Raw genomic sequence first — 25,959 nt, 5'->3', positions numbered from 1 at the left:
CCGGTGCCCGGCATGGTCGCTCGCGTAGATTGAGAGGACGGAGCAGGACGACGTGATGGGGGGGCGGGCGTACGTGTCAGGGGCAAGGGCATCTCAAGGCGCGGCAGGTGACTCCGAAGGTGTGCTCCGCACGCCCTCCGACGGAGGGGCGGGGCGCAGGCCAGGCGTGACCGACGCCCGCAGGATCGTCGTCAAGGTCGGCTCCTCCTCCCTCACCACGGCCTCGGGAGGGCTCGACGCGGACCGGGTGGACGCGCTGGTCGACGTGCTCGCCAAGGTCAGGAGCGGTGGGGAGCGCGAGATCGTCCTCGTCTCCAGCGGTGCCATCGCGGCGGGCCTCGCCCCCCTGGGACTCGTCCGCAGGCCCAAGGACCTGGCCCGCCAGCAGGCGGCCGCCAGCGTCGGCCAGGGGCTGCTCGTGGCGCGCTACACCGCCTCCTTCGCGCGGTACGGCGTACGGGTCGGACAGGTGCTCCTCACCTCCGACGACACCAGCCGGCGCGCCCACTACCGCAACGCCTACAGCACGCTGGACCAGCTGCTCGAGATGGGCGCGTTCCCCGTGGTCAACGAGAACGACACGGTGGCCACCGACGAGATCCGCTTCGGCGACAACGACCGGCTCGCCGCGCTCGTCGCCCATCTGGTCCACGCCGACCTCCTGGTGCTCCTGTCCGACGTCGACGGCCTCTACGATGGTGACCCGAGCACACCGGGCACCTCCCGGATCGCGGAGGTGGGCGGACCGGCCGACCTGGAAGGCGTCACCATCGGCAGCGCGGGGAAGGCCGGCGTCGGCACCGGTGGCATGGTCACGAAGGTCGAGGCGGCCCGGATCGCCACCGCCGCGGGGATCCCGGTCGTCCTGACCTCGGCGAGCCATGTCGCCGACGCCCTCGCCGGGCGGGACACCGGCACGTACTTTCATCGAACGGGGCGCCGCTCCGCGGACCGGCTGCTCTGGCTGGCCCACGCCTCCACCCCGCAGGGTGCGCTCACCCTCGACGACGGAGCCGTGCGGGCCGTCGTCGAGCGCCGCACCTCCCTGCTGCCCGCCGGGATCTCCGCGGTCGAGGGCGAATTCTCGGCGGGGGACCCGGTCGAGCTGCGGGACACCACCGGCCGGGCCGTCGCCCGCGGGCTCGTCAACTTCGACTCCAAGGAGATCCCCCAGCTCCTCGGCCGGTCCACCCGCGACCTCGCGCGCGAGCTCGGCCCCGCCTACGAACGGGAAGTCGTACACAGGGACGATCTCGTCGTCCTCACGCCCCGCACCGCCCCCTGAAACGGCTGAAAGTCCAGCCTTCGGGCGGAGACCTTCACGAAAACCGCCCCACACCGGGCCCCGGGCTGGTCAACTTTGTCCCGGGGACACAGAGGGGTCAGCACAGCTACGCATTCACAGGAGGCCGCCGGTGAGACGAGCGCGCCCGGGGGCACCACCCCGCGGAACGGGCAGCCGCGCCCTGACCAGTGTCGGAGCGGGGGCCGACTACGTCGGTGCACCCACCGACCAGACCCTCGAGCAGGAACCGGTGGTGACGGAGGAGGAACGGACCCGCTCCAAGCTGTGGCACATCACCCTCAGCGTCTCCGGCAGCGAGACACCGCTGAAGGAGGTCAGGCGTGGGCTCGAGCAACTGGCGCACGACCACCCCTTCCTGCTGACCAGCCGGTACGCGAACGACCACGCGGAGATCCGTTACTGGGAAGAGGCCCGGGACCTCCACGACGCCGCGGCGGTGGCGCTGCGGCTGTGGGGTGAGCACCGCTCCAGTGCGAAGCTCCCGCCCTGGGAGATCGTCGGTCTCGAGGTCATCGACCGGGAGACCTACCACCTGCGCATCGCCGAGGGCTACGGTCCGCCACCGGCGGCCCCGGTCGGGGTGCACCCGTACTGACCGGGTGCGTCGTACCGGGTGCACGGGCGCCGATACGCCCGTCTCGCATCACGGGATACGTGACGGATGCCCGCAGTGGGCGCACTACCCTGCGGGCATGACCACGCTTTCGCCGTACGACAACATGTCCCCGGTCGCCCAGGCCGCCTACCGGGCACGCGCCGCCGCCGACGACATCGCGCCACTCCCGCGCGCGGCGAAGGACGACGCCCTGCTGGCGATCGCGGACGCCCTCGAGGTACGCACCAACGAGATCGTCGAGGCCAACGCCGAGGACGTCGCGAAGGCCAGGGAGGCGGGGACGAGCGAGTCGGTCGTCGACCGGCTCACGCTCACCCCGGAACGGATCCGTGCGATCGCCGCGGACACCCGCGACGTGGCCGCGCTCCCCGACCCGGTGGGCGAGGTGGTCCGCGGCTCCACCCTCCCCAACGGCATCGACCTGCGGCAGGTGCGGGTGCCGCTCGGCGTGGTCGGCATCATCTACGAGGCGCGGCCCAACGTGACGGTCGACGCTGCCGCGCTCTGCCTGAAGTCGGGCAACGCGGTGCTGCTGCGCGGATCCTCCTCGGCGTACGCCTCGAACAGCGCACTGGTGAGAGTCCTGCGGGACGCCGTCGGCGGGTCCGGCCTCCCGGCGGACGCGGTGCAGCTCGTCCCCGGGGAGAACCGCGACTCGGTGCGCGAACTGATGCGGGCACGCGGGCTCGTCGACGTACTGATCCCCCGCGGCGGCGCCTCCCTGATCCGTACGGTCGTGGAGGAGTCGACGGTCCCCGTCATCGAGACCGGTACGGGCAACTGCCACGTGTACGTCGACGCGCAGACCGACCTCGGCATGGCCGTCGAGATCCTGGTCAACTCCAAGGCGCAGCGGCCGAGCGTGTGCAACGCCGCCGAGACCCTCCTGGTCCACAAGGACATCGCGGCGGACTTCCTGCCGCTGGCCCTGGACGCGCTGGCCGAGGCCGGGGTCACCGTGCACGGCGACGAGCGGGTGCTCGCCCACGCCGAGGGGTCCAAGGCCACCGTGGTGGCGGCGACGCCGGAGGACTGGGAGACCGAGTACCTCTCCTACGACATCGCGGCGGCGGTCGTGGAGTCCCTGGAAGCCGCCGTGGCGCACATCCGGCTCTGGTCCTCCGGCCACACCGAGGCGATCGTCACCACCTCGCAGGCCGCGGCCCGCCGGTTCACCCAGTTGGTGGATTCCACGACGGTCGCCGTGAACGCGTCCACGCGCTTCACGGACGGCGGCCAGTTCGGGTTCGGCGCCGAGATCGGCATCTCCACGCAGAAGCTGCACGCCCGCGGGCCGATGGGGCTGCCGGAGCTGACGTCCACCAAGTACATCGTCACCGGGGACGGCCACATCCGTTAGGCCCCGTGCTCCGGCGGGGCGGGGGCGAGTTCGTGGACTCCTGCCCAAATCGCCCCGCCGGGGCTACGCTGAAGCTGTGCCGGACGACGTGGGGGGCAGGCCGTTCCCGGACGGCTGGGAGCCCGACGACGACCGCGGGGGCGCGGACGAGGACTTCGCCTCCGTGGTGTTCGACGAGGACTTCGTCAGGTCCGCCGAGATCCATGAACCCACCGCCGTCGAGCGGCTGCTGGCCGCCGCGCAGGCCCGGGCCGAGGCGGAGGCGAGCCGCGCCCGCTCGGGCGCCGGTTCCCTGGACGACGACCTCTACGACGACGACTACGGGCCGGACGGCGTGTACGGCCGCGAGAGGGCCTTCGGGGACCCCTTCGACCCCGATGGGTCCTACAGCGCCCACGAGGACGACAACGGCCCGTACGGGCGTCATGGCGGCTCCCTGCGCCCGTACCGGGGTGCCGCTCGCTGGCACCGGCCGGTCGCGTGGCTGCTCGCGCTGCTGATGGGCATCGGGATGGTGGCGCTGGCCTTCAGCGCCGTGTACCGCGGTGCGGGGGACGACCAGGAGGGCCAGGTGCCGCCGCCGGTGACGAGTGGTGTCGACCGGCCTGGCACGGCCCCCTCGGCCTCGGCCGACTACTCGCGCCCCGCGGTCTCCGCCGTCCCCCGCACGCCCTGAGCGTCACCCCGGCGAGGGCTCGGGGCTCGGGCGGCGTGGCGGGACCGGCTTCCGGCTGTGTGGCGTGAGCTTGCGGCGGTGCAGCGGGCTCGGCCGGTGTGCGGCCGCACACCGGCCGCTCCGTGCCCGCCGGTCGCTGTGAGGGACAGTCCGGTGGGGCGCGCGGGTTCTACGACGCGACGGCCCCGGCCGCGCGGTGGTTCCGGCGCCTCGGCCGGGAGCGGCCCCGGCACGGGCCGCTCACACCCCGGGGACTCCTCGCCCGGCGGCGCTCCACCTGCGCTCCCACCTGCGGGGCGTTTACCGTGATGACGATCGACCCACTCTGAAGGTATGACCCTGTGACTCCTCCTCCCGTCCCCGTCCCCGGGGGGAGGGCAAGCCACACGTCCCTGTGTCTCACCCGTGACGGACAGGTCCGCCCGACGCCGAACTGCTGACGCGGATCCCAGTGCCACCCCCGCCGGTGGCGCGGAGATCGGGAGAAGCCATGACAGGCCGCGGAGAACCGCCGGAAGGGCCGTCCGAGAACCCCTCGGGCGGGGAGGACGAGTACCGCTCACTCGTCTTCGACGAATCGTTCGTGCGCGCTGCCCGGCTGCAGGAGTTCTCGGCCCAGGAGCGCATGGGCGAGCACGCGCGCGCCGTACGCTCCCTCCCGCGCCGCGGCTCCCGCCGGCGCCACTCCCGGGCGGGTATCGCCCTCGTCGTGCTGATCGTGCTGGCCTTCGCCACCGCCGTCTACACAGGCTTCCGCAACCCCTATCCGACGCCCGTCGGCAGACGCGCCGAACCGCTCCGGACCACGGTGATCCCCCTCGCCCCGCAGGGGCCCGTACCGGGAGGGACCGCGGTGTCGCTCCTCGCCGACGGTCCGGCCACGGGCCACCGCAGCGGCGCCTCGGGCATCAATCTGCCGCCGGTCCGACGGACGAAGAACTTCTCCGACAGCCAGGTGACCATGGCCCTGACGACGGTCAAGGACTACCTGGTGAACTCCTCGCTCGACCCCGACGTGCTCACCGGCGGGGTGGTCCGGCCGGTGGGGCGCCTGCTCGATCCGGACCAGACGGCGCAGTTCGACAGGAGCGTGGGAACACCGGCCGACGGCGGCGAGGACAGCGCCATCGGCTGGCTGGTGCGCTTCGACCCGGCCGAGGTGGAACTGGCGGCTCCCGACATCCGGGTCCGGGGCACCCTCTCCTACGCGGAGACGGGGGCGGACACCTTGGAGGTGGTGTCCGACCACACCTTCACCTACGTGTTGCGGCCCGCCGCTCCCGGACCCCACCGGGCGGACGGGGCCTCGCTCTTCACCGTGCGGAGGGTCCTGCACTTCCTGCTCGACCGCGAGGACATCCGGCTCCACCGGCTGGAGGTCCGCAACGCCTACGTCCAGGCCGGCCCGCAGTCCTGCTCGGCCGCGGCCACGGGTGTCCTGCGCCCGCTGCTCGCCGGAGAGCGGGCGGCCGCCCGGGGCCCGTCAGGCACCGATCCGTACGCCACGGGCGTACCCACGGCGGCGCTCTGCGGCACGCTGGCCGTCAGTTCCCCGGATCCGGGTCCTCTCCGGGCTCCGGACGCCGCCAGGTCCCCTCGGAGCCGCCCGTAGTGTCCGACGAGGGTGTGCCGCCCTTGGCCGCACCGCCCGCGCCGGCGCTGCCGCCCGCGCCGGTGAACCTGTCGCGGAGCTTGCCGCCGAGGTCGCCGGCACCGCCCGCGATGTCACCGACGAGCTTCATCAGCGGATCCTTGCTGGTGCGGACCGTGTCGGCGTAGTGCGCCGCGGACTCACGGAAGGAGTCCGTCACCGACGTGTCCTTGTCCTCGTCGCGCCTGGGGTAGTGGCCGTCCATGACGCGCTGGAAGTCCCGGGTCTCCGACCACTTCTTCAGCTCCGCGGCCCGGACCGTCGTGAACGGGTGCGAGCGGGGCAGCACATTGAGGATCTTGAGCACGGAGTCGCGGAGGTCGCCGCCCTTCTCGTACTCCTCGGCCTGGGCGAGGAAGGCGTCCACATTCATCTCGTGGAGGTGGTTGCCGCCGGCGATCTTCATCAGTCCGCGCATGGAGGACCGCAGATCCTGCCCCACCAGGAGACCGGCCCGGTCGGCGGACAGCTCCGACTTGCGGAACCATTCGCGCAGCGCCGTCACGATCGCCATGATCGCGACGTTGCCGAGCGGGATCCACGCCACCTTGAGCGCGAGACCGGTGAGGAAGAGCAATATCGTGCGGTACACCGCGTGGCCGGAGAGCGCGTGGCCCACCTCGTGGCCCACGACGGCCCGCATCTCCTCCTCGTCGAGCAGCTCCACCAGCCCGGTCGTCACCACGATGATCGGCTCGTCGAGGCCGATGCACATGGCGTTGGGCCGCGGGTCCTGGCTGACGTACATCGGCGGGACCTTCTCCAGGTCCAGGATGTAACAGGCATCCCGCAGCATGTCGTTGAGATGGGCGAACTGGGCGTCGCTCACCCGGACGGAGTCCGACAGGAAGAGCAGCCGCAGGCTGCGCTCGGGAAGCAGGCCGCTCAGCGCCTTGAACACCGTGTCGAAACCGGTCAGCTTGCGCAGGGCCACCAGGGCCGAGCGGTCCGCCGGGTGTTCGTAGGCCCGGGAGGAGATGCCCGGAAATCGCTTGCGGTGCCTGCTCGGCACGCTCTCGTGACTGGCGTCGGTCATGGATGGCCCCCTGTTCGTACGAGACGTCGCTCGTCCCCCTGGCAAAAGCCAGCGTATGTGCTGGCGCTACGGTGTGCGGGGGGCTGTGGATAACTTTGAGGAGCGCCCGGAATGCCGCATACCGCCGTCATGCTCGCCGCCGTGTCCGAGGACCAGGGACCGGGCGACACCCTTCGTATCGTGCTGCTCGTCTCGCTCGTCGGAGCCGCACTGCTCGCCTGGTTCCTGCTTCGTGGATACCGCAACGACGACAACAACGACTGAGTCGGCGTGAGCGTGCCCACGACGCCCGCATACGATGTGCGCGACGTCTCCCTCCTGATTCCCGATGGATAGGTCCTGCAGAAGATGAGCCTCTCGAGCACCGCGCACCAGCTGGTCACCCTCGCCGCCGAAGGCGAGCAGGGTGGGAACCACGAAAGCCTCAGCCCGTACCTCACCGGTGGCGGCGCGTTCGTCGTGCTGCTGCTCCTGCTGTGGATCACCACCCGCTTCAACCGAGACCGCTGAAGCAGAGGCGAACGGTTGTGCCAGTAGGGTCTGCACGCATGGGAGAGCAGGAAGTGCCTACCGGCCGGGCCAAGCGCCGACTCGGCGTGATGGGCGGGACCTTTGACCCGATCCATCACGGACACCTGGTGGCGGCCAGTGAAGTGGCCGCCCACTTCCACCTCGACGAGGTCGTCTTCGTCCCGACCGGGCAGCCGTGGCAGAAGAGCCACAAGCAGGTGTCCCCGGCCGAGGACCGCTATCTGATGACGGTCATCGCCACCGCGTCCAACCCGCAGTTCTCGGTGAGCCGCAGCGACATCGACCGTGGCGGTCCGACCTACACGATCGATACGCTGCGGGACCTGCGGACGGCCCACGGCGACGCGGACCTCTTCTTCATCACCGGCGCCGACGCCCTGTCCCAGATCCTCACCTGGCGGGACGCCGAGGAGCTGTTCTCCCTCTCCCACTTCATCGGTGTGACCCGGCCGGGTCATGTGCTGACGGACGACGGGCTGCCCGAGGGCGGCGTCTCGCTGGTGGAGGTGCCCGCGCTGGCGATCTCGTCCACGGACTGCCGTGCCAGGGTCGCCCAGGGGGAGCCGGTCTGGTACCTGGTGCCGGACGGTGTCGTCCGCTACATCGACAAGCGCCAGCTGTACCGCGGCGAATGAGCCACGCAGAGGGGCACCTGTGAACGACCGACAGAACCCGTACGACCCGTACCAGCAGCAGCCGCAGATCATCGGCTACGACGAGTACGGGCAGCCGGTCTATCAGCAGCAGGGGCAGCAGCAGTACGACCCGTACGCCCAGCAGCAGCCCCAGCAGCCCCAGCACGACGGGCAACCGCAGCAGGGTTACGGCTACGACCCGTACGCCGGTACGCAGCAGCAGTACGACCCCTACACCGCCCAGTACACGCAGCAGGAGGCGCAGCCTACGCAGCAGCAGGGCTACGGGTACGACGACGGCGGTTACGGCACCTACGGCACGTACGGCCAGGACGCCGGCGGCACAGCCGTCGACGGTTCCACCCAGCAGTGGAACGCGCCCCAGGCGCCTGCGGCACCGGCGGCCGCACCGCCGCCACCGGTGCCGGAGCCGCGCAGCGAGCCCGAGCCGGCCGCCGACGCCGCCGTCCCCGGACCGCGCCGCGCCGACCGCGACTACCGGACCGAGCAGTTCTCCTTCATCGAGGAGCCCGACGAGGACTCCGAAGACGTCATCGACTGGCTGAAGTTCACCGAGAGCCGCAGCGAGCGGCGCGAGGAAGCACGCCGGCGCGGGCGCAACCGGATGGTCGCGCTGATAGTCGTGGTGGCCCTCGTGATCGTCGGTGGAGCGGGCTACCTCTGGTTCGCCGGGAAGATCCCGGGAGTCTCGGGGCAGGACGAGAAGGGCGCCACGGCGACCGGACCGCAGAAGCGCGACGTCATCGTGGTCCACCTGCACAACACCAAGAAGGGCGGCACCTCCACGGCGCTGCTCGTCGACAACGTCACCACCGAGCAGGGCACCACCGTCCTGCTCCCCAACTCGCTGGCCGTGGCGGCGGACGACGGTTCCACCACCACACTCGGCACGTCGGTCGACGACGACGGCTCCACCGGCACCCGTGAGTCGATCGACACCCTGCTCGGCACCAGCATCAGCGGCACGTGGCGGCTGGACACCCCGTACCTCGAGAACCTCGTCGAGCTCGTGGGCAACATCGAGGTGGACACCGACACGGACGTGCCCGACACGAAGAAGGGCGCCGCGCCGCTCGTACGCAAGGGCGAGGGGCAGACGCTGAGCGGCCAGATGGCCGTCGCGTACGCCACCTACCAGGGCGCGGGCGAACCGGAGACCAAGCAGCTGATGCGCTTCGGACAGGTGATGCGCAGCGTGCTGCGCAAGCTGTCGGAGGATCCCAAGGCCGCGACCGTCACCATCGAGACCCTCGCGCAGATCCTCGACCCCTCCCTGCCGGAGCAGGACCTCGGTGCCTCCCTGGCCAAGCTCGCCGGGCACGCCAAGGTGGGGGCCTACAAGACGGAACTGCTCCCCGTGCAGAGCGACGGAACCCTCACGGAGAAGGCCACCGCGAGCGTCGTCAAGGACGTCCTCGGCGGCAAGGTGAAGGCCCCGGACCAGGGTGCGGCCGTCCGCGTCGGCATCAAGAACGCCACGGGGGACACGAAGGGTACGGAGGCCGCCAGGGTCCAGCTGGTCAACGGTGGATACGCCTTCGTCGACGGCGGCAAGGCGGCCGCCGCGGCCTCGTCCCAGGTGGTCTACGGGACCGCGGAGGACAAGGCGAAGGCGGTCGAGGTCGCCAAGACCCTCGGCCTTCCGGAGAGCGCGGTGAAGAAGGGCGAGCCGGCCGCGAACGCCGACGTGTCCGTGGCCCTCGGGCAGGACTACAAGATCCCCGAGCAGACGTCGTAAGGGCTGTCGGCGGTCCGTGAGACCCTAGAGGTCGATCTGACCGCCGACGAAAGCCTGCATGTGACCGCCACGGACCGCTCCATCGAGCTCATCAACGCCGCCGCCCAGGCGGCGGCCGACCGGCTCGCGCACGACATCATCGCCTACGACGTCAGCGATGTGCTGTCGATCACCGACGCCTTCCTGCTGGCCTCGGCTCCCAACGACCGCCAGGTCAAGTCGATCGTCGACGAGATCGAGGAGCGGCTCCAGAAGGAGCTCGGCGCCAAGCCGGTACGCCGCGAGGGCGACCGCGACGCCCGCTGGATCCTCCTCGACTACGTCGACATCGTCATCCACGTCCAGCACAGCGAGGAGCGCGTGTTCTACGCGCTCGAGCGGCTGTGGAAGGACTGCCCCGAGATCGCCCTTCCCGAGGACGCGGTCAAGACCCGGGGCAAGGCCGAGGAGCACGCCCAGCTCAACGGCGGCACGGAAGGTGAACAGAGCTGAACGGCAGCGGCAGCGGCAGGGGCCGCAAGATCGTCCTCTGGCGTCACGGCCAGACGGCGTGGAATCTCGAGCGTCGCTTCCAGGGCTCCACGGACATCGAGCTCACCGGCACCGGCGTCGAACAGGCCCGTCGTGCCGCCCGGCTGCTCGCCTCGCTGAAGCCGGACGCGATCGTGGCGTCCGACCTGCGGCGGGCAGCGGCCACCGCCGCCGAGCTCGCCTCGGTGACCGGTCTGGACGTCGCCCACGACTCCGCGCTGCGCGAGACGTACGCGGGAGCCTGGCAAGGCCTCACGCACGAGGAGATCGTCAAGCAGTACGGGGAGCAGTACGCCGCGTGGAAGCGCGGTGAGCCCGTCCGCAGGGGCGGTGGCGAGCTGGAGACCGAGGTCGCCGACCGGGCCGCCCCGGTCGTTCTGGCGCACGCCGGCAAGCTGCCCGACGCGGGCACGCTCGTCGTCGTGAGCCACGGCGGCACGATCCGGACGACCATCGGCCGTCTGCTCGGCCTCGAGGCGCACCACTGGGAGGGGCTCGGCGGGCTCTCCAACTGCTGCTGGTCCGTGCTGGGCGAAGGCGCGCGCGGCTGGCGCCTGCTCGAGCACAACGCGGGGACTCTCCCCGAACCGGTGCTCGGGGACGACGATTGACGGGGGCCCGGAGATCGTCTCCGGGCAGCCGGGGCCGGATTTCACTTTCCGGCTCGTCGCAGGCTAAAGTTCTTCTTGTTCGCAGCGCGGAAACGCAGGGAAACACAGCGAACAGCGGGGCTATAGCTCAGTTGGTAGAGCGCCTGCATGGCATGCAGGAGGTCAGGAGTTCAATTCTCCTTAGCTCCACAGTCAAGATCCCGTCCCCGGCAGGGGGCGGGATTTTTTTTGCCGACTGTGCGGATCCGGAGCCGCGACCCGTGCCGATCGTGTCTCAACTGCCGTGGCCCGCCTGGGACAAGGGCCGACGGGGTGCTCCGGGTGCGTCTTCGCAGGTACGCCGGGCGCGTCCCGTGCCCTTCGTTCAGGACAAAGGCGGGCTGCGGGGCTGTCGTCGGGCTGACCCCCTTGCGGCTCCATGGCAGAATCGGAGCGCCGGAGGGGGCGACGGACCGATCGGGAGGGAGCGCGATGCCTGCGAGCCGCGTACGGGCCCCGGGCCCGCCCCTTGCCCCCACCGCGACCCGCCGTTCCGCCGGCGCCCACATCCCCACCGCGACCCAGGCCCCCGGCACCTCGCGGGAGAGCTCCTTCGCGTGTACGGCCTGCCGCCGCCCTCGGAGCTGACCGGATGGGTGCACACAGGCGGAAGTGCGACTGGTGCGGCAGCGGTACGCCCATCGTCAGGGACATGGACCCCGTCAACACGGAGTTCCAGTACTGGTGCGAGGAGTGCGCGCGGGCGCTGATCATAAAAGGCGACCCCATCGAGACGTACCGCGAGCTCGAGGGGGAGCCGATCTACGGCCGGCTCCTGGAGGAGCACTGCACCCTGAAGCGGTTCTACTCCTTCGCCACGGCCTGACGGGGTACTCCGGGCCGGCCGGCTGCGCCCCGGGCAACCGCTGGTCAGGGCGGAGCCGACCGGGCATATCGGGGCCGACCGGAAACGATTTTTGATGGGCCGGGGGGACCGTGTAATGTTCTCGATGTCGCCAGGGAAACCGGGCGGCGATCAGCACGGGGCTATAGCTCAGTTGGTAGAGCGCCTGCATGGCATGCAGGAGGTCAGGAGTTCAATTCTCCTTAGCTCCACAGTGAAGAAGCGGCTCATCCGAAATCGGATGAGCCGCTTCTCGTTGTCTCCGTCGCCCCTGGGCGGTTCACCGGTCCGGGGCGTGTGCGGTCAGCCCCGTCCGCTGCCCAGCGCCCGGCGTCCCGCGCTCGGGAGCGCGGGACGCTCGGCGGGTGCCTGTTCGATACGGAGGGCCAGGGCGGGACACCGCCGTACGGCGCGCTGGGCCCGGCCCCGCAGATGCACCGGAACGGCGGCGTCCGCGAGTGCCGGATAGCCGTCGGGACCCAGCCTGATCAGTTCGGGAACGATGTCCGCGCACAGGCCGTGCCCCTGGCAGAGGGTCCAGTCCACCGCCAGCTTCTCGCCGCTCGGGATGGACTCCTCCAGGTCCTCGTAGCCGGGGGAGGGCAACGGAAGAACCCCGAGCGTCTCCCGTCCGCAGCCTCCGTCGAGCACGTGTGCGGCGAGGTCGTCCGTGAATGCCGAGAGGGTGGATGCCAGGAAACGGGCGGATCCGTCCGGGTGTTTGCACGCCCCGCGGCCCTTCACGGCCTGGGTCACCTCACGCAGCGCCTCCAGTGCGGCGGGACCGCCCCCGTTCAGCACGTCGGAGAGGCCGCCGGCGGCCGCCGGCAGCCCCAGCTTGCAGGGGCCGCACTGGCCCGCGGTCTCCGCGGCCAGCCAGTTCGCGATTCTCAGGGACTCACCGAGCGGGCAGGTCTCCGGCCCGATCGGCAGGATGGCGCCGGCCCCGAGCGCGCCGCCCGCCGCGGCCAGGGAGGCTCTGGAGACCACGGCGTCGTGCGAGGCCGTCGCATCGATCCAGTTGCCGTGGTAGCCGCCCGTGAGCACGCCCTGAGGGAGGGGCGGAGCGCCGGCCAGTTGCAGGACGTAGCGCAGGGGCACTCCGGTGGGCACTTCGATCACCATCGGACGCGCCACGGCCCCCGAGACGGTGAGCAGGACCGTGCCGGGCTCGTCGGACAGGCCGGTGTGGCCGTAGCGCCGTGCGCCGAGCCGTGCGGCGACCGCGAGCTGTGCGTAGGTCTCCGCGTTCGACAGGAGGGTCGGGGCCCCGGCGACGCCGGACTCCGCCGCCCGTTCGCGACGGCCCGGGGGCAGGGCGGGGCCGCCGTTCACCGCCCGGATGACCGCCGAGGCCTCCCCGGAGACCATGCGCTCCGGGGTGCGCACGACCCGGGCGCGCAGATGCTGGCCGCGGCGGTCGGACAGGCCGCGTTCGGCGAGGGCGGTCCGCACGGAGATCTCCGTGGAGTTGCGGGTGACGGCCACGACCAGGGTGCGGGCGCCGAGCGCCTCGGCGGCGAGCAGGGCGCCGTCGAGGATGAGGTGCGGCGCGCGGTTGAGCAGCACGGTGTCCTTGCGGCAGGCCGGCTCGCCCTCGCTGCCGTTGATCACGACGACGGGCCGCACCCCGCGGCGTATGGATGCCTTCGCGACGGCGCGCAGTTTCTTCCCGAAGGGGAATCCCGCGCCCCCTCGGCCGCGCAGGGAGACGGACTCGGCCAGTTCGGCCAGCCGCTCACCCGTCATCGGTTCGAGGGGGCCGTGCACCTTCAGGTGCATGGCGAGGTCGAGGCGTTCCACGAGGTCGAAGCCGGTGGTCAGCTGGGGGAGTCCGACGACGCGGACCTCCGGCACGTCGGGGAGGGGGACGTTCACGGTCGGTCTCCTGCTGGTGCGTGCCAGGGTTCTCCCGCCGAGGGCGGGAAGAGCGGACCCGGCAGCTGTTCGGTCTCCTGGTCGGAGACGGGAGGCGGGTACGGGGTGTAGGCGGCCCTGAGCGTCTGCGCGGGTGGTGCGGGGGACGGGGCGGGCCAGCGGCCGTCCGGCGTCCGGGCCGGTCCGGACGAGGGGCGGGCGACGGCCCGGTACGCGGCCGAGATCCCGGTCCGGGAGTCCGCCGAAGGTGCCGGCGCGGGGGCCGGGCCGTGCTCCGGGGCCAGCCGGTCGGAACCGCGCGGCGGGGGCTCGTACGGCGGGGGGTCGTACGGCGGCTGCCCGTAGGCAGGTGACGCGTACGCCGATGGTTCGTACGCGGGGGGCGCCGGTGCGGCCAGCGTCCGGGGGCGGACCGGGGTGCCGCGTATACCGCGGTCGTCATCGCCCCAGCCTGGCGCCTCGGGAGGCAGACCCCGGCCGGACGGCGCGGCGACGTGTTCCGGCCCGGGGGGCGGGGAAGGGCGTATGACCGGGTCCGAGGCGGACGGAGAGGCCTCCGGGGCGATGAGGCCCGCGACCAGACCGGTGAGCAGGCGCTTGGCGGGGGCGGGCAGAAGACGCAGGGCGAGTGCCGCGGCCACCCCCGTGAGGCAGAGCATGTACATCACGACGACCCAGGTCGCGGCCTGCCGGCCCGCGTACAGCCCGTGCACCAGCGCGGAACACCAGGCCGGGTAGGCCAGCGCGTGCAGCGCCCTCCAGCGGCCGGCGATCCTGCCCGGGGTGGCGAAGGCGCTGCGCACGGCGCCGGTCGCCGCCGTCGTGATCATCAGCAGTCCGGCCAGTGAACCGAAGCCGATGAGGCCGGCGGCGCCGCTCACGCCGGTGCCGAACGGTATGAGGGCGCCGATCAGGCCGACGTGCCCGAGGGCCACCTTCACGGTGACATGGAGCAGGAGGAAACCGAGTGAGGCGACGGCGGCTGCGCGGTGGATGCCCTGACAGGTCAGACGCTGACGGGTCGAGAGGAACACCCGGTCGGTGGCCAGCAGGCCCCAGGCGACCGCCGCGGTGAGGGAGACCAGCGTCAGGACACCGGCGGTGAAGTCGAACGCGGCACGCGTGGTGTCGCTCCCGGCGACGGCCGGGAGAGGGATGAGGACGAGCGCCGCGACAGTCAGCCCACCCTGCACCGGGCGGCTCATTCCTTGGCCGGGGCTCAGGGCGGGGGATGAACGGATCCTGCGATGAGGCTTCATGGGGGGCGACTCCGAATGGTTCGGCAAAGCGGTCCCGTTGCCGCATGCTAGGTCGCCGTATACCGGCCGGTACGAGGTTTGAGTTGTTGCCCCGATAGAGGGCAGTACGCGGAGTAACCTCCGGAGTGTGTGGGTCATGTGGAAGGTCCGTGCGGATGGCGTGCCTGCCGATCCCGGCGCGGAGAGGCCCGCACGGCACGTCGGGTCGCCTATGTGCCGGGCCGGGCTCCGGGCCCGTGCGGTACCCTGACGCCATGCGTGCCGTACGCCTTCTGCTTAGCGAGCCGCGCTGATCATTCCCGACCGGTGAGCATGCCTGGTCGGACTCGGCGCGGCGTCCCCTCCTGTGCGAGGGGATTTTTCGTTTCCGTAGACGTGTGTCCGTAGACGTGGGCGCCGGCAGATGACGATCGATGGAGCTTTGAGGATCATGAGCGAGACGAACACCGCGGCCGAGGTGGCCGCGCCGCACCGCTACACGGCAGCGATGGCCGCCGACATCGAGGCACGCTGGCAGGACTTCTGGGACGCCGAGGGGACGTACGAGGCGCCGAACCCGACCGGTGACCTGGCGGACGGCTCCGAGCTGGCCGCCAAGCCCAAGAAGTTCATCATGGACATGTTCCCGTACCCCTCGGGCGCCGGTCTGCACGTCGGCCACCCGCTGGGCTACATCGCCACCGACGTCTACGCCCGCCACCAGCGGATGACCGGGCACAACGTCCTGCACACCCTGGGCTTCGACGCCTTCGGCCTGCCGGCCGAGCAGTACGCCGTGCAGACGGGCACCCACCCGCGTGCCTCCACCGAGGCCAACATGGAGAACATGAAGGTCCAGCTGCGCCGGCTGGGCCTGGGCCACGACAAGCGCCGCTCCTTCGCCACGATCGACGCGGACTACTACAAGTGGACCCAGTGGATCTTCCTGCAGATCTTCAACTCCTGGTACGACACGGACGCCGACCGGGCACGCCCGATCGCCGAACTGGTCGCCCAGTTCGAGAGCGGTGAGCGCCCGGTCCCCGGCGGCGGCGAGTGGGGCGCGCTGAGCGCCGCCGAGCGCGCCGACATCCTGGGGCAGTACCGACTGGCGTACGCCTCGGACGCGCCGGTCAACTGGTCGCCCGGTCTGGGCACCGTGCTGGCCAACGAAGAGGTGACGGCCGACGGCCGCTCGGAGCGGGGCAACTTCCCCGTCTTCAAGGCCAAGCTGCGCCAGTGGAACATGCGCATCACCGCGTATGCCGACCGCCTGCTGAACGACCTGGACGGCCTGGACTGGCCCGAGGCCATCAAGCTGCAGCAGCGCAACTGGATCGGCCGGTCCGAGGGTGCGCGCGTCGACTTCCCCGTCGACGGAGCCGGTGACATCACCGTCTTCACCACCCGCCAGGACACCCTGTTCGGCGCCACCTACATGGTGCTGGCGCCGGAGCACGAGCTGGTCGAGCGGATCATCCCCGCCGCCTGGCCCGAGGGCACCCACCCGGTCTGGACCGGCGGCCACGCGACCCCGGCGGAGGCCGTCACCGCGTACCGCAAGCAGGCCGCGGCCAAGTCGGACGTGGAGCGTCAGGCGGAGGCCAAGGACAAGACCGGTGTCTTCACCGGCGCCTACGCGACCAACCCGGTCAGCGGCGAGAAGGTTCCCGTCTTCATCGCCGACTACGTCCTGATGGGCTACGGCACCGGCGCGATCATGGCCGTGCCGGCGCACGACGCGCGCGACTTCGCCTTCGCGCGCGCCTTCGAGCTGCCGATGCGCTGTGTCGTCGAGCCCTCGGACGACCGTGGTCTGGACCCGTCGGCATGGGACGACGCCTTCGGCTCGTACGAGGCGAAGCTGGTCAACTCCGCCAACGACGAGATCTCGCTGGACGGCCTGGGCGTCGTCGAGGCCAAGGCGAAGATCACGGAGTGGCTGCAGGGACGCGGTGTCGGCGAGGGCACCGTCAACTTCCGGCTGCGCGACTGGCTGTTCAGCCGCCAGCGCTACTGGGGCGAGCCCTTCCCGATCGTCTACGACGAGGAGGGCATCGCCCACCCGCTGCCCGAGTCGATGCTGCCGCTGGAGCTGCCCGAGGTCGAGGACTACTCGCCGCGGACCTTCGACCCGGAGGACGCCGACACCCAGCCCGAGACCCCGCTGTCCCGGAACGCGGACTGGGTCAATGTGACCCTGGACCTGGGCGACGGCGCCGGCCCGCGGAACTACCGCCGCGAGACCAACACCATGCCCAACTGGGCGGGTTCCTGTTGGTACGAGCTGCGCTACCTGGACCCGAACAACGACCAGCGGCTGGTCGATCCGGCGATCGAGCAGTACTGGATGGGACCGCGCGAGGGACAGCCGACCGGCGGCGTCGACCTGTACGTCGGCGGCGCCGAGCACGCCGTGCTGCACCTGCTGTACGCCCGCTTCTGGTCCAAGGTGCTGCACGACCTGGGGCACATCTCGTCGGCCGAGCCGTTCCACAAGCTGTACAACCAGGGCATGATCCAGGCCTTCGTCTACCGGGACAGCCGCGGCATCGCGGTCCCGGCGACCGAGGTCGAGGAGCGCGACGGTGCGTATTACCACGGCGGTGAGAAGGTCAGCCGCGTCCTGGGCAAGATGGGCAAGTCGCTGAAGAACGCGGTGACGCCCGACGAGATCTGCGGCGAGTACGGCGCGGACACGCTGCGGCTGTACGAGATGGCCATGGGACCGCTGGACGTCTCCCGCCCCTGGGACACCCGGGCCGTGGTCGGCCAGTACCGGCTGCTGCAGCGGCTGTGGCGCAACGTCGTCGACGAGGAGACCGGTGAGGTCACCGTCGTGGACACCGAGCCCGACGTGGACACGCTGCGGGCGCTGCACAAGGCCATCGACGGTGTCGGCCAGGACATGGCCGGGATGCGCTTCAACACCGCCATCGCCAAGGTCACCGAGCTGAACAACCACCTGACGAAGGCGGGCGGCCCGCTGTCCCGGTCGGTCGCGGAGCGGCTGGTGCTGCTGATCGCCCCGCTGGCGCCGCACGTGGCGGAGGAGCTGTGGCGCCGACTGGGTCACACCGGGTCCGTCGTGCACCAGGACTTCCCGGTCGCCGACCCGGCGTACGTCGTGGACGAGGCCGTGACCTGCGTGGTGCAGATCAAGGGCAAGGTCAGGGCACGCCTGGAGGTCGCCCCGTCGATCTCGGACGAGGAACTGGAGGCGCTGGCGCTGGCGGACGAGAACGTCGTCGCCGCACTGGGCGGGGCGGGGATCCGCAAGGTGATCGTGCGAGCGCCGAAGCTGGTCAACATCGTTCCCGCGTAACGGCACCTGGGCGGTGCGTGCCGTTCGAACGGTGGACACCCGGGTGGTGCGTGCCGTCTGACGGCACCTGGGCGGCGGTGTGTGCCGTCCGACCCGGTCGGCACCCGGGCGGTGTGTGCCGTCCGGAGTGACCGGGGCCGGCGCGGACGGTCCGTGGCAGCGTGCCAGGGCTTTCCCCTACGGGCAGGTTGGGGGTTCCGATGGAACCCTCGGCCTGCCCGTTCCGTTTACGGTAGAAGGGGCGGCCGCACACGGGCAGCCGATCCGACAACCGAGGGGCGTTCATGGAAGCCGTGATCCTGATCCTGACGCTGCTGTTCGTCGCGTTCATGGCGCTCGGGGTGTACGCCGGCGTCAAGACGGTACGCGCGGCCAAGCGCGGCGTGGACCGTACGATCACGCAGGCCCGCCGTTCCGTGGAGGACACCGCCCTGCGGGCCAAGAGCTACGGGCAGCCGGGGGTGCCGGGGGAGCTCGCGCAGCTGCGGCTCGCGCTGCGTACGTCGATGCGGGCCACCCAGGAAGCGCTGAACGCCGGGGCCGCGGACGATGCCTCCCTCTCCGAGTCGGTGGGTCTCTTCCAGCGCCTGAGCGCGCACGGACGCGAGCTCGACAGCGACCTCAAGCGGCTGGAACGCGAGCCGGACCGGGCGACGGTGGCCACGCTGCTGCCGGGCCTGAGGGAGCGCACGGAGCGCATCACACACTCGGCGGAATCGCTGCGCTGGGCGGCGCGTGACCGTGCGAGGCAGTTCGCCGACGACGATCTGGCCGCGCTGAACGCGCAGATCGACCTGGAGGCCGGGGCGCTGCGCCACTGGACGACCGAGGAGCCCGTGGCGGAGCGCGGAACGGCCGGGCACAGCTGGAGCGGGCCGGCCGACGACGAGCCGCAGTCGCTCACCCCGCCTCCGGACCCGCGGCTGCGCGCGAACCATCCGTGGGAGAAGTCGGCCAGGCCGGAGACCACGAACTGACGCGCCACACAGGCACCAGGCACAGGCAGAGGCACAGGCCGCGGGACGCCGTTCGTTCCCACCGGGCGCGGTGTCGACGCTCCACGGGAAATGACGGGGGCGCGGGCAGGGACGGGGCGCGAGCTCTGTTCGCACCCGCCCGGAAGGGCTCCTAAGAGCCCGACGCGCGTTCGGGACGGATCCCGTACCGGACGAAAACGATCAGCAGGGCGGTCCCGGGCTGCCGTGTCCCCGCCGTGGAAGGTAACCTCCGGCTCATGTCCCGCCATGTCGCGATCGTCACCGATTCAACGGCCTACCTGCCACCGCGGGCGATGGAACGGCACGGCATCACCGCGGTGCCGCTGACCGTCGTCCTGGGGGATCAGGCTCTGGAGGAAGGTACGGAGATCTCGGCGCGGTCGCTGGCGCTCGCCCTGCAGAAGCGCCGCTCGGTGACCACGTCGCGGCCCAGCCCGGAAGTCTTCGCCGCCACCTACCGCGCCGTGGCCGAGCAGGGTGCCACCCACATCGTCTCCCTCCATCTGTCGGCCGAGTTCTCCGGGACCTACGACGCCGCCGTGCTGGCCGCGAAGGACGCGCCTGTGCCGGTGCGGGTCATCGACACCGGCATGGTGGCCATGGCCCTGGGGTTCTGTGCGCTCGCGGCCGCCGAGGCCGCCGAGGGGGGCGGCGGACCGGACGAGGCGGTCGCGGCGGCGGAGAAGCGGGCGGCGGGTACGAAGGCGTTCTTCTACGTCGACACGTTGGACTACCTGCGCAGAGGCGGGCGGATCGGTGCCGCCCAGGCGCTGCTGGGATCGGCTCTCGCGGTGAAGCCGCTGCTCCAACTCGACGACGGCCGCATCGAGATGCTGGAAAAGGTGCGGACGGCGTCCAAGGCGATCGCGCGGCTCGAGGAGATCGTGGCCGCGCAGGCCGGTGAGGGAGCCGTGGACATCGCCGTCCACCATCTGGCCGCCCCGGACGGGGCCGAGAGGCTCGCGGAGCGGCTGCGAGGGCGGGTTCCGGGGCTCGTCGACCTGCATGTGAGCGAGGTCGGTGCGGTGATCGGCGCGCACACCGGGCCAGGACTGCTGGGAGCGGTGGTCTCACCGCGCTGAAGTTCACCCCCCGGAGTGACGTGGTTATCCACAACTGGGCGGTTATCCACTGGAATCGGTGCGGCTCGGCGGATTTTCGCGGAGGTGTCTAGCGTCGTGAGGCATGACCTCCCGATCGCTTTCCCCGTCGAGCCCTGCCACCGGCCGACAGCACCTGACCGGCGATTCCGTGGGCCCGCCCGGGTACCGGCTCGCGGATCTGCCCGCACACGCGGCGATGGACCCACCCACGCGCGGCGCCACGCATCGTGGCGCCCATCGTGTGTCCCGCCGGACCGGATCCGTGGGGCGTACCCGTTCCGGTGTCCGGCCCGGCGGGGCGGCCGGTACCGCGCCCGGGGCGGCGTCCGCCGCCCGGCACGGGCGAGGCCGCCGTAGCGGGCGCGGACCGGCTGCCGAGATCGCGGCGGCCTCCCGCCTCCGTGCGGAGGCCCTCATGGCCGGCGACCGGTCGGTGAACGGCGCCGGGGCGGGGGCGGCGCCGGGCGCCGGCGCGGGCAGGACCGCGGCTCCGTCCGGCGGGGCCGCACAATCCCGCGTGACACCGTCCTGGGCTTCGGGTCCGGCTCCGGTTCCGGGTTCGGGTCCGGCTCCGGTTCCGGTTCCGGGTTCAGGTCCGGCTTCAACTCTGGCCCCGGCTCCGGCTCCGCCGGTGTGCCCGGCACCCGACGCGGGTCTCGCGGCAGCACCCGCCGCCGGGCCGGCTCTCCCGCAGCACCCAGGAGCGCCGGACGGCACCACCGGGCGGTCGCGGTGGTGGAGGGAGGTCCTGCCCGCTCTGAGGGACCGGTTACCCCTCTGGTTGCAGCCGCGATGCGGCCTGGAGCCACGCGCGCTCGCCGCGCTCGCCGTCGTCCTGGTCGGGGCCTCGGTGTTCGCGGCGGCCCATTTCTGGTCCGCCCGACCTGAGCCCGTACACGCTCCTGACCGGCTCACGGAGGCCGCCGCGGTCCAGGCCGGCGGTCCGGCAGGCGGTTCGGGGTCCCCGGGTGCTCAGCAGCAGCCCGACATGACGCCGGGGCCGGCCGCGGGGTCGCGGACCGGCGTCGCACCCGGCGGACAGATCGTCGTCGATGTGAGCGGCAAGGTGCGCCGGCCGGGGATCCAGCACCTGCCGGCCGGCTCCCGGGTCGCGGACGCCCTGCGCGCCGCTGGAGGTGTCCGCGAGGGCGCGGATGTCAGCATGCTCAACCGGGCGCGTGTCCTGACGGACGGAGAGCAGGTCGCGGTCGGCCTCCCCGGTGCTCCGCCACCCGGGGGCGGGACAGCGGCGGACGGCGGCCCCGGGGCGGGGCAGGCGGGGCCGATGGCGCCGTTGAGCCTCGGCACGGCCACCGTCGAGCAGCTCGAGACCCTGCCCGGTGTGGGTCCGGTGCTCGCGCAGCACATCATCGAGTACCGCACCGAGCACGGGGGATACCGCTCGGTCGACGAGCTCCGTGAGGTCGACGGCATCGGCGACCGCCGGTTCGCGGACCTGCGACCGCTGGTCAGGCCGTGAACACCCCTGACGTGCACGCGGATTCGGGGCGGCGCCTGGGCGCGGCCGACCCTCGCCAGGAAGCTCCGGCCGATCTGCGGCTGGTTCCCCCTGCCCTGGCGGCCTGGGCGGCGGCCGCACTGGCCCTGGACGCGCCGGTCGAGTGGGTGGCGGCCGGGGCGGTTCTCTGCGCATGCGGCAGCCTGGTCCTCATCGCCGTGCCGAGGCTCGTGGTGCGAGCAGCGCCCCACGCCGGGGCGGGGCCGGCGGGCCCGGTGCCGACAGGGCGGGCGGGGCCATCTGCCGGAGCACCGGGGCGCGTCGGGCGCGTCAGGACTGCCGGGCGTGCGGGAGCCCGCACCACGGTCGCTGCCGGGGCGCTGCTCTGCGCGGCGGCAGCGGCGACGGCGGCCGGGCTCCATGGCGCGGACGCCCGTACCGGTCCCGTCCCCGGGCTGGCCGAGGCGTACGCGCGCGTCGATGCGGAGGTGACCGTCACGTCCGATCCCCGGCAGACCAGGCCTCGGGTACGGGGCGACCACAGCACACCCGTGTCCCTGCTTCTGGATGCCGAGGTCGTCCGGCTGACCGCACCCGACGGCACGGTCACCCGGCTCCGCACCCCTGTCCTCGTCATGGTCGCCCCCGGGGAGGCGGCAGGGCGGTGGCAGCGCCTCCTGCCGTCGACCGGCCTCCGGGTCAGCGGCCGGCTCGCGCCACCTCGTCACGCGGGGGAGCGGATCGCCGCCGTGCTCAGTACCGCCGCGGACGACCCGCCCCGGGTCGTCTCGGAGCCCACTCTCCCTCAACGCACCGCCGGACAACTGCGGTCGGGCCTCCGGAAGGCGACGGACGGGCTCGCCGCCGACGCACGCGCGCTTCTGCCGGGGCTGGTCGTCGGCGACACCTCACGGGTCCCGCCCGACCTGCACGATGCCTTCAAGGCCACCGACCTCACCCATTTGCTCGCCGTTTCCGGTGCGAACCTCTCCATCCTGTTGTTCCTCCTCATCGGTCCACCGGGCTCGGCATCCCGCAGCGAACGCCGCGGTCTGGCACCCAGGCTGGGCATCTCCCTCCGGATGACCGCCCTGACCGGCGGCGGGATCGCCCTCGCCTTCGTGATCGTCTGCCGCCCCGAGCCGAGCGTCCTGCGCGCGGCTGCCTGCGGCCTGATCACCCTGCTCGCCATCGGGACGGGCCGGCGCAGATCGCTGATTCCCGCTCTGGCCGCGGCCGTTCTGCTGCTGGTGCTGTACGACCCGTGGCTGGCCCGCAGTTATGGGTTCCTGCTGTCCGTGCTCGCCACCGGGGCGCTTCTCGTCCTGGCCCCCAGGTGGAGCGGTGCTCTTCAGCGGCACGGGGTACCGGAGAGGCTCGCCGAGATGCTTGCCGCCGCCGGGGCCGCTCAGGCGGTCTGCGCGCCTGTGGTCGTGGTTCTCGCATCGAGGGTGAGCCTGGTGGCCATCCCGTGCAATCTGCTCGCCGAGTTCGCTGTGGCGCCCGCGACGGTGCTGGGGTTCGCCGCACTCGCCGTGGCCCCGGTGTCCATGGCGGTGGCCGAACTGCTGGCCGAGGCGGCGGGCTGGCCCGTCGGCTGGATCGCGTCCGTGGCCCGCACGGGGGCCGCTCTCCCCGGGGCGGAGGCCGACTGGCCGGGCGGATGGCATGGCGCGGCTCTCCTGGCCGTGCTCACGGCCCTGCTGGTGCTGTCTGCCCGGCGCCTCGCCCGTCACCCCTGGGTGTGCTCCGCAGCCGCGCTCCTGCTGGTGCTCGCCGTGCTGAGACCGGTGCCACTCACCCGGTTCATGACGGGGTGGCCGCCGCCCGGATGGGCGTTCGCCCTGTGCGACGTCGGACAGGGAGACGCCATGGTGCTCGCCGCGGGGGACGGCACGGGCGTGGTCGTGGACACCGGTCCCGAACCCCGCCTCGTGGACCGGTGTCTGCGGGATCTGGGCATCACCCGTGTGCCCCTTCTGCTGCTGACCCACTTCCATGCCGACCACGTACGCGGGCTGCCGGGCGTGCTGCGCGGCCGCGAGGTCGGTGCCGTCCAGACGACGAGCCTCGACCGACCGCCGGAGCAGGCGGCGTTCGTGCGGAGAACAGCCGCCGAGGCACGCGTCCCGATGGTCCGGGCCGTGCCGGGCGAGCGACGCCGTACGGGCCCGCTCGACTGGCAGGTGCTGTGGCCCGCCCCCGGCGCGCCGGGGGCCGCGCCCGCCTACGTGACCGAGGAGCCGAACGATTCCAGCGTCACCCTCCTCGTCCGGTCCGGCGGGCTGACCCTGCTCCTCCTGGGGGATCTCGAACCACCTGCGCAGCAAGGGGTGTTGCGCAGTCATCCCGCACTGCCCCGGGTGGACGTCCTCAAGGTCGCGCACCACGGCTCCGCCCACCAGGACACCGCGCTCCTGCACAGCGCCCGCCCGAGGCTCGCGCTGATCAGCTGCGGTGCGGACAATCCGTACGGTCATCCGGCGGCCCGTACGCTCGAAGCGCTCGAAGCGGCTGGGGCGAAGGTACTGCGCACGGACGTCCACGGTGCGATCGCGGTGTCGGGCGCCGGTGCGGACCTGCGTGCGGAAGGCCGCTCATGAACACGAAGTACGGCCGGCGCCCCGACCCGTCGGCGGGCCCGCTCCCGCCCCCGCTGCCGCCCCGGCCCTCGCTCCCGGGCCCGAGCCCGTACACGCTGTCGGGACGGCGCCGGCTGAAAGGCCGACGCCCGGTGTCAGATCGACGCCACCCGTCGGGACTACGCCCGGCGCCAGTTCGACGCCACCCGTCAGGCCGACGCCCGGTGTCAGACGAGCCAGGTGCCGTCGAGCATCAGGTCGCGCCCTGCCAGTTCGTTCGTCTCGCGCCACGCCTTGACGGTGTAGGGAGTGACCCGCAGATACACCCACGCGGGATGCTCGCGCACGTCCCAGTTGAGCTTCCCGGCGAACGCGTCGCCCGAATCGTCGGGGAGATCCGTCCCCTCCACGACCTCGGCCGTTCCCTCGATCAGCACCACATCACGGGTGTGCCCCAGCGTGATCCGGACCTGTCCGGCAGGAGTCACGTTGACCGCCGTCGGGTTGGTGCGCCGGGTGGCCAGCAGCAGCGTGTTCCGGTCCCACACGAAGGACAACGGCACCAGGCACGGCACACCGTCGGTCGAGGCCGTCGCCACCCAGAGGTCCTCGTCCTTCTCCAGGCGATCGAGTACGTCCTGCTTGCGCTGTTCCGGGTCGCGTGCCGGCTCTCGCTCCGTCATGGCCCACACGCTAGCCAGCAGCACAGGCCACCACATCCGTCGCCGGTCCTAGGCCCAGGGGCTCATGGCGCCGCCCGGCGTACCGCGACAGACTTCCCGCATGAACGAGGATCTTCCGCAGCCGGCCCACCCGCTCGCCCCTGCCCGGGTGGGCGCCTACCTGGAACGCATCGGTGCCGCCCGCCCCGTCCGTCCCGACGCCGAGGCCCTGCGAGAGCTGCAGGTCCGCCACCTGACGACCGTTCCCTTCGAGAACCTCTCGATCCACCTCGGCCAGGACATCGTCCTGGAGGAGGAGAGACTCGTCGACAAGATCGTCACGGACTGCCGCGGAGGCTTCTGCTACGAGCTCAACGGCGCCTTCGCCGCGCTCCTGCGCTGTCTCGGATTCCGCGTCACTCCGCTCCAGGCGCGGGTCTTCGGCGACGGCGGGCGCCTCGGCATCCCGTACGACCACGTCGCACTGCGCGTGGAGACCGACGACGGCACGGGACCGTGGCTCGCCGATGTCGGGTTCGGCGATCACGCGCTGTACCCAATCCAGTTGGACGTCCGCACCGAACAGGACGACCCCTGCGGCAGGTTCCGCTTCCGGGAGGCGCCGCAGGGAGACCTCGACCTGCTCCGCGACGGTTCCAGACAGTTCCGCCTGGATCTGCGACCACGCGTACTGGCGGACTTCCGGGCAGGGTCGTGGTACCACCGCACCTCACCGGACTCCCACTTCACCCGGTCCCTCATCTGCTCCCGGCGTACCGAGGACGGTCGGGTGACACTGCGGGACCACACGCTGATCACCACCGTGCGAGGCGAACGGCACGAGGAGGAGCTGGGCGGCGACGCGGAGGTGCTCGCCGCCTACCGCGATCACTTCGGGATCACTCTTGGTCAACGGCCCTCCAGGCGACCGCTCTGACTGCCTGACAGATCTGTGCCACGCGCGGACATCAACACCACGGACATCGACAACCAGGGCAATACGGGCCTACGGTCATACCTCTGTACAGCGGCACACAGGTGGGCACAGCTCGTCACAGCTCGGCACAACCCCCTCTGAGCTGCGGCGCTTGCCTCGAACGTAGCAACGATGATCGAATA

Annotated in this window: 22 protein-coding genes and 2 tRNA genes; 20 read left to right on the top strand and 4 right to left on the bottom strand. The window is 71.8% G+C overall.

Annotated elements, in window-relative coordinates:
- Nucleotides 1-166 precede the first annotated feature (166 nt).
- The 5 genes from proB to OG488_RS12545 all read left to right on the top strand — a co-directional run bounded on the left by proB (nt 167) and on the right by OG488_RS12545 (nt 5,570).
- On the top strand, nt 167-1,285 hold the full coding sequence (gene proB / locus OG488_RS12565) for a glutamate 5-kinase (protein ID WP_329228779.1): 1,119 nt from the start codon (nt 167-169) through the stop codon (nt 1,283-1,285).
- Between the two features lie 130 nt (nt 1,286-1,415).
- Nucleotides 1,416-1,901 carry a hypothetical protein gene (locus OG488_RS12560; RefSeq protein WP_329228777.1) on the top strand — a complete coding sequence of 162 codons (486 nt, stop codon included), beginning with the start codon at nt 1,416-1,418 and terminating at the stop codon, nt 1,899-1,901.
- A 97-nt stretch (nt 1,902-1,998) separates the two neighbouring features.
- The gene (locus OG488_RS12555; RefSeq protein WP_329228775.1) at nt 1,999-3,282 is read left to right on the top strand and encodes a glutamate-5-semialdehyde dehydrogenase; all 1,284 of its coding nucleotides are present in this window, start codon (nt 1,999-2,001) and stop codon (nt 3,280-3,282) included.
- A gap of 76 nt (nt 3,283-3,358) precedes the next feature.
- On the top strand, nt 3,359-3,958 hold the full coding sequence (locus OG488_RS12550) for an SCO2584 family spore wall biosynthesis protein (protein ID WP_329228773.1): 600 nt from the start codon (nt 3,359-3,361) through the stop codon (nt 3,956-3,958).
- A 490-nt stretch (nt 3,959-4,448) separates the two neighbouring features.
- Nucleotides 4,449-5,570 carry an SCO2583 family membrane protein gene (locus tag OG488_RS12545; protein WP_329228772.1) on the top strand — a complete coding sequence of 374 codons (1,122 nt, stop codon included), beginning with the start codon at nt 4,449-4,451 and terminating at the stop codon, nt 5,568-5,570.
- Here the strand turns inward: OG488_RS12545 and OG488_RS12540 are convergent.
- Nucleotides 5,503-6,645: a M48 family metallopeptidase gene (locus tag OG488_RS12540; RefSeq protein WP_329228771.1), complete on the bottom strand. Its 1,143-nt coding sequence runs from the start codon at nt 6,643-6,645 to the stop codon at nt 5,503-5,505. The genes OG488_RS12545 and OG488_RS12540 overlap by 68 nt on opposite strands.
- 111 nt (nt 6,646-6,756) lie before the next feature.
- Here OG488_RS12540 and OG488_RS12535 point away from each other — a divergent pair, with 111 nt between their 5' ends.
- From OG488_RS12535 to OG488_RS12495, 9 genes are all read left to right on the top strand, one after another.
- The gene (locus OG488_RS12535) at nt 6,757-6,909 is read left to right on the top strand and encodes a hypothetical protein (protein ID WP_329228769.1); all 153 of its coding nucleotides are present in this window, start codon (nt 6,757-6,759) and stop codon (nt 6,907-6,909) included.
- An 84-nt stretch (nt 6,910-6,993) separates the two neighbouring features.
- Nucleotides 6,994-7,155: a hypothetical protein gene (locus tag OG488_RS12530; protein ID WP_329228767.1), complete on the top strand. Its 162-nt coding sequence runs from the start codon at nt 6,994-6,996 to the stop codon at nt 7,153-7,155.
- A 38-nt stretch (nt 7,156-7,193) separates the two neighbouring features.
- Nucleotides 7,194-7,811, top strand: a complete 618-nt coding sequence (gene nadD, locus OG488_RS12525; protein WP_103514616.1) for a nicotinate-nucleotide adenylyltransferase — start codon at nt 7,194-7,196, stop codon at nt 7,809-7,811.
- A gap of 19 nt (nt 7,812-7,830) precedes the next feature.
- Nucleotides 7,831-9,570, top strand: a complete 1,740-nt coding sequence (locus tag OG488_RS12520; RefSeq protein ID WP_329228763.1) for an LCP family protein — start codon at nt 7,831-7,833, stop codon at nt 9,568-9,570.
- Between the two features lie 60 nt (nt 9,571-9,630).
- Nucleotides 9,631-10,062: a ribosome silencing factor gene (gene rsfS, locus OG488_RS12515; RefSeq protein WP_329228761.1), complete on the top strand. Its 432-nt coding sequence runs from the start codon at nt 9,631-9,633 to the stop codon at nt 10,060-10,062.
- A complete protein-coding gene (locus OG488_RS12510) occupies nt 10,059-10,712 on the top strand; it encodes a histidine phosphatase family protein (protein ID WP_329238604.1) in 654 nt (217 codons plus the stop codon). Before rsfS ends, OG488_RS12510 begins: the two co-directional genes overlap by 4 nt.
- 116 nt (nt 10,713-10,828) lie before the next feature.
- Nucleotides 10,829-10,901 (top strand) — tRNA-Ala (locus tag OG488_RS12505).
- A gap of 442 nt (nt 10,902-11,343) precedes the next feature.
- The gene (locus OG488_RS12500; protein WP_014156331.1) at nt 11,344-11,577 is read left to right on the top strand and encodes a hypothetical protein; all 234 of its coding nucleotides are present in this window, start codon (nt 11,344-11,346) and stop codon (nt 11,575-11,577) included.
- Between the two features lie 157 nt (nt 11,578-11,734).
- Nucleotides 11,735-11,807, top strand: a tRNA-Ala gene (locus OG488_RS12495).
- 91 nt (nt 11,808-11,898) lie between these two features.
- Here the strand turns inward: OG488_RS12495 and OG488_RS12490 are convergent.
- Nucleotides 11,899-13,473: an NADH-ubiquinone oxidoreductase-F iron-sulfur binding region domain-containing protein gene (locus tag OG488_RS12490; RefSeq protein ID WP_329228759.1), complete on the bottom strand. Its 1,575-nt coding sequence runs from the start codon at nt 13,471-13,473 to the stop codon at nt 11,899-11,901.
- Nucleotides 13,470-14,666 (bottom strand): hypothetical protein, encoded by a 1,197-nt coding sequence (locus tag OG488_RS12485; protein WP_443074213.1) that lies wholly within the window; start codon nt 14,664-14,666, stop codon nt 13,470-13,472. The genes OG488_RS12490 and OG488_RS12485 overlap by 4 nt, the downstream gene beginning before the upstream one ends.
- A 496-nt stretch (nt 14,667-15,162) precedes the next feature.
- Between OG488_RS12485 and leuS the strand changes: the two genes are divergently transcribed.
- From leuS to OG488_RS12460, 5 genes are all read left to right on the top strand, one after another.
- Nucleotides 15,163-18,036 carry a leucine--tRNA ligase gene (gene leuS / locus OG488_RS12480; protein ID WP_329228756.1) on the top strand — a complete coding sequence of 958 codons (2,874 nt, stop codon included), beginning with the start codon at nt 15,163-15,165 and terminating at the stop codon, nt 18,034-18,036.
- A 284-nt stretch (nt 18,037-18,320) separates the two neighbouring features.
- Nucleotides 18,321-19,013: a hypothetical protein gene (locus tag OG488_RS12475; RefSeq protein WP_329228754.1), complete on the top strand. Its 693-nt coding sequence runs from the start codon at nt 18,321-18,323 to the stop codon at nt 19,011-19,013.
- A 257-nt stretch (nt 19,014-19,270) separates the two neighbouring features.
- Entirely contained in the window at nt 19,271-20,116 is an 846-nt protein-coding gene (locus OG488_RS12470) for a DegV family protein (RefSeq protein ID WP_329228752.1), read from the top strand.
- A gap of 802 nt (nt 20,117-20,918) precedes the next feature.
- The gene (locus OG488_RS12465) at nt 20,919-21,617 is read left to right on the top strand and encodes a helix-hairpin-helix domain-containing protein (RefSeq protein ID WP_406462328.1); all 699 of its coding nucleotides are present in this window, start codon (nt 20,919-20,921) and stop codon (nt 21,615-21,617) included.
- Complete coding sequence (locus OG488_RS12460; RefSeq protein ID WP_329228750.1) at nt 21,614-24,199, top strand: ComEC/Rec2 family competence protein; 2,586 nt, start codon at nt 21,614-21,616, stop codon at nt 24,197-24,199. Before OG488_RS12465 ends, OG488_RS12460 begins: the two co-directional genes overlap by 4 nt.
- Before the next feature lie 206 nt (nt 24,200-24,405).
- On the opposite strand, the gene OG488_RS12455 is transcribed toward OG488_RS12460, so the two are convergent.
- Nucleotides 24,406-24,861: a pyridoxamine 5'-phosphate oxidase family protein gene (locus tag OG488_RS12455; RefSeq protein ID WP_329228749.1), complete on the bottom strand. Its 456-nt coding sequence runs from the start codon at nt 24,859-24,861 to the stop codon at nt 24,406-24,408.
- Between the two features lie 100 nt (nt 24,862-24,961).
- Between OG488_RS12455 and OG488_RS12450 the strand changes: the two genes are divergently transcribed.
- A complete protein-coding gene (locus OG488_RS12450; protein WP_329228747.1) occupies nt 24,962-25,777 on the top strand; it encodes an arylamine N-acetyltransferase family protein in 816 nt (271 codons plus the stop codon).
- Nucleotides 25,778-25,959: the final 182 nt, after the last annotated feature.

Source organism: Streptomyces sp. NBC_01460, assembly GCF_036227405.1.
GTDB lineage: Bacteria > Actinomycetota > Actinomycetes > Streptomycetales > Streptomycetaceae > Streptomyces.
Note: the sequence above shows the minus strand (reverse complement) of the source record. Positions and strands in the feature narration are given on the sequence as shown.

What these genes read in the sequence shown, in the direction of transcription:
- OG488_RS12455 (WP_329228749.1), bottom strand. Translation starts at nt 24,861, where the DNA reads ATGACGGAGCGAGAGCCGGCACGCGACCCGGAACAGCGCAAGCAGGAC.
- OG488_RS12470 (WP_329228752.1), top strand. Translation starts at nt 19,271, where the DNA reads ATGTCCCGCCATGTCGCGATCGTCACCGATTCAACGGCCTACCTGCCA.
- nadD (WP_103514616.1), top strand. Translation starts at nt 7,194, where the DNA reads ATGGGAGAGCAGGAAGTGCCTACCGGCCGGGCCAAGCGCCGACTCGGC.
- OG488_RS12500 (WP_014156331.1), top strand. Translation starts at nt 11,344, where the DNA reads ATGGGTGCACACAGGCGGAAGTGCGACTGGTGCGGCAGCGGTACGCCC.
- OG488_RS12475 (WP_329228754.1), top strand. Translation starts at nt 18,321, where the DNA reads ATGGAAGCCGTGATCCTGATCCTGACGCTGCTGTTCGTCGCGTTCATG.
- OG488_RS12530 (WP_329228767.1), top strand. Translation starts at nt 6,994, where the DNA reads ATGAGCCTCTCGAGCACCGCGCACCAGCTGGTCACCCTCGCCGCCGAA.
- OG488_RS12535 (WP_329228769.1), top strand. Translation starts at nt 6,757, where the DNA reads ATGCCGCATACCGCCGTCATGCTCGCCGCCGTGTCCGAGGACCAGGGA.
- OG488_RS12545 (WP_329228772.1), top strand. Translation starts at nt 4,449, where the DNA reads ATGACAGGCCGCGGAGAACCGCCGGAAGGGCCGTCCGAGAACCCCTCG.
- OG488_RS12450 (WP_329228747.1), top strand. Translation starts at nt 24,962, where the DNA reads ATGAACGAGGATCTTCCGCAGCCGGCCCACCCGCTCGCCCCTGCCCGG.
- OG488_RS12540 (WP_329228771.1), bottom strand. Translation starts at nt 6,645, where the DNA reads ATGACCGACGCCAGTCACGAGAGCGTGCCGAGCAGGCACCGCAAGCGA.
- OG488_RS12555 (WP_329228775.1), top strand. Translation starts at nt 1,999, where the DNA reads ATGACCACGCTTTCGCCGTACGACAACATGTCCCCGGTCGCCCAGGCC.
- leuS (WP_329228756.1), top strand. Translation starts at nt 15,163, where the DNA reads ATGAGCGAGACGAACACCGCGGCCGAGGTGGCCGCGCCGCACCGCTAC.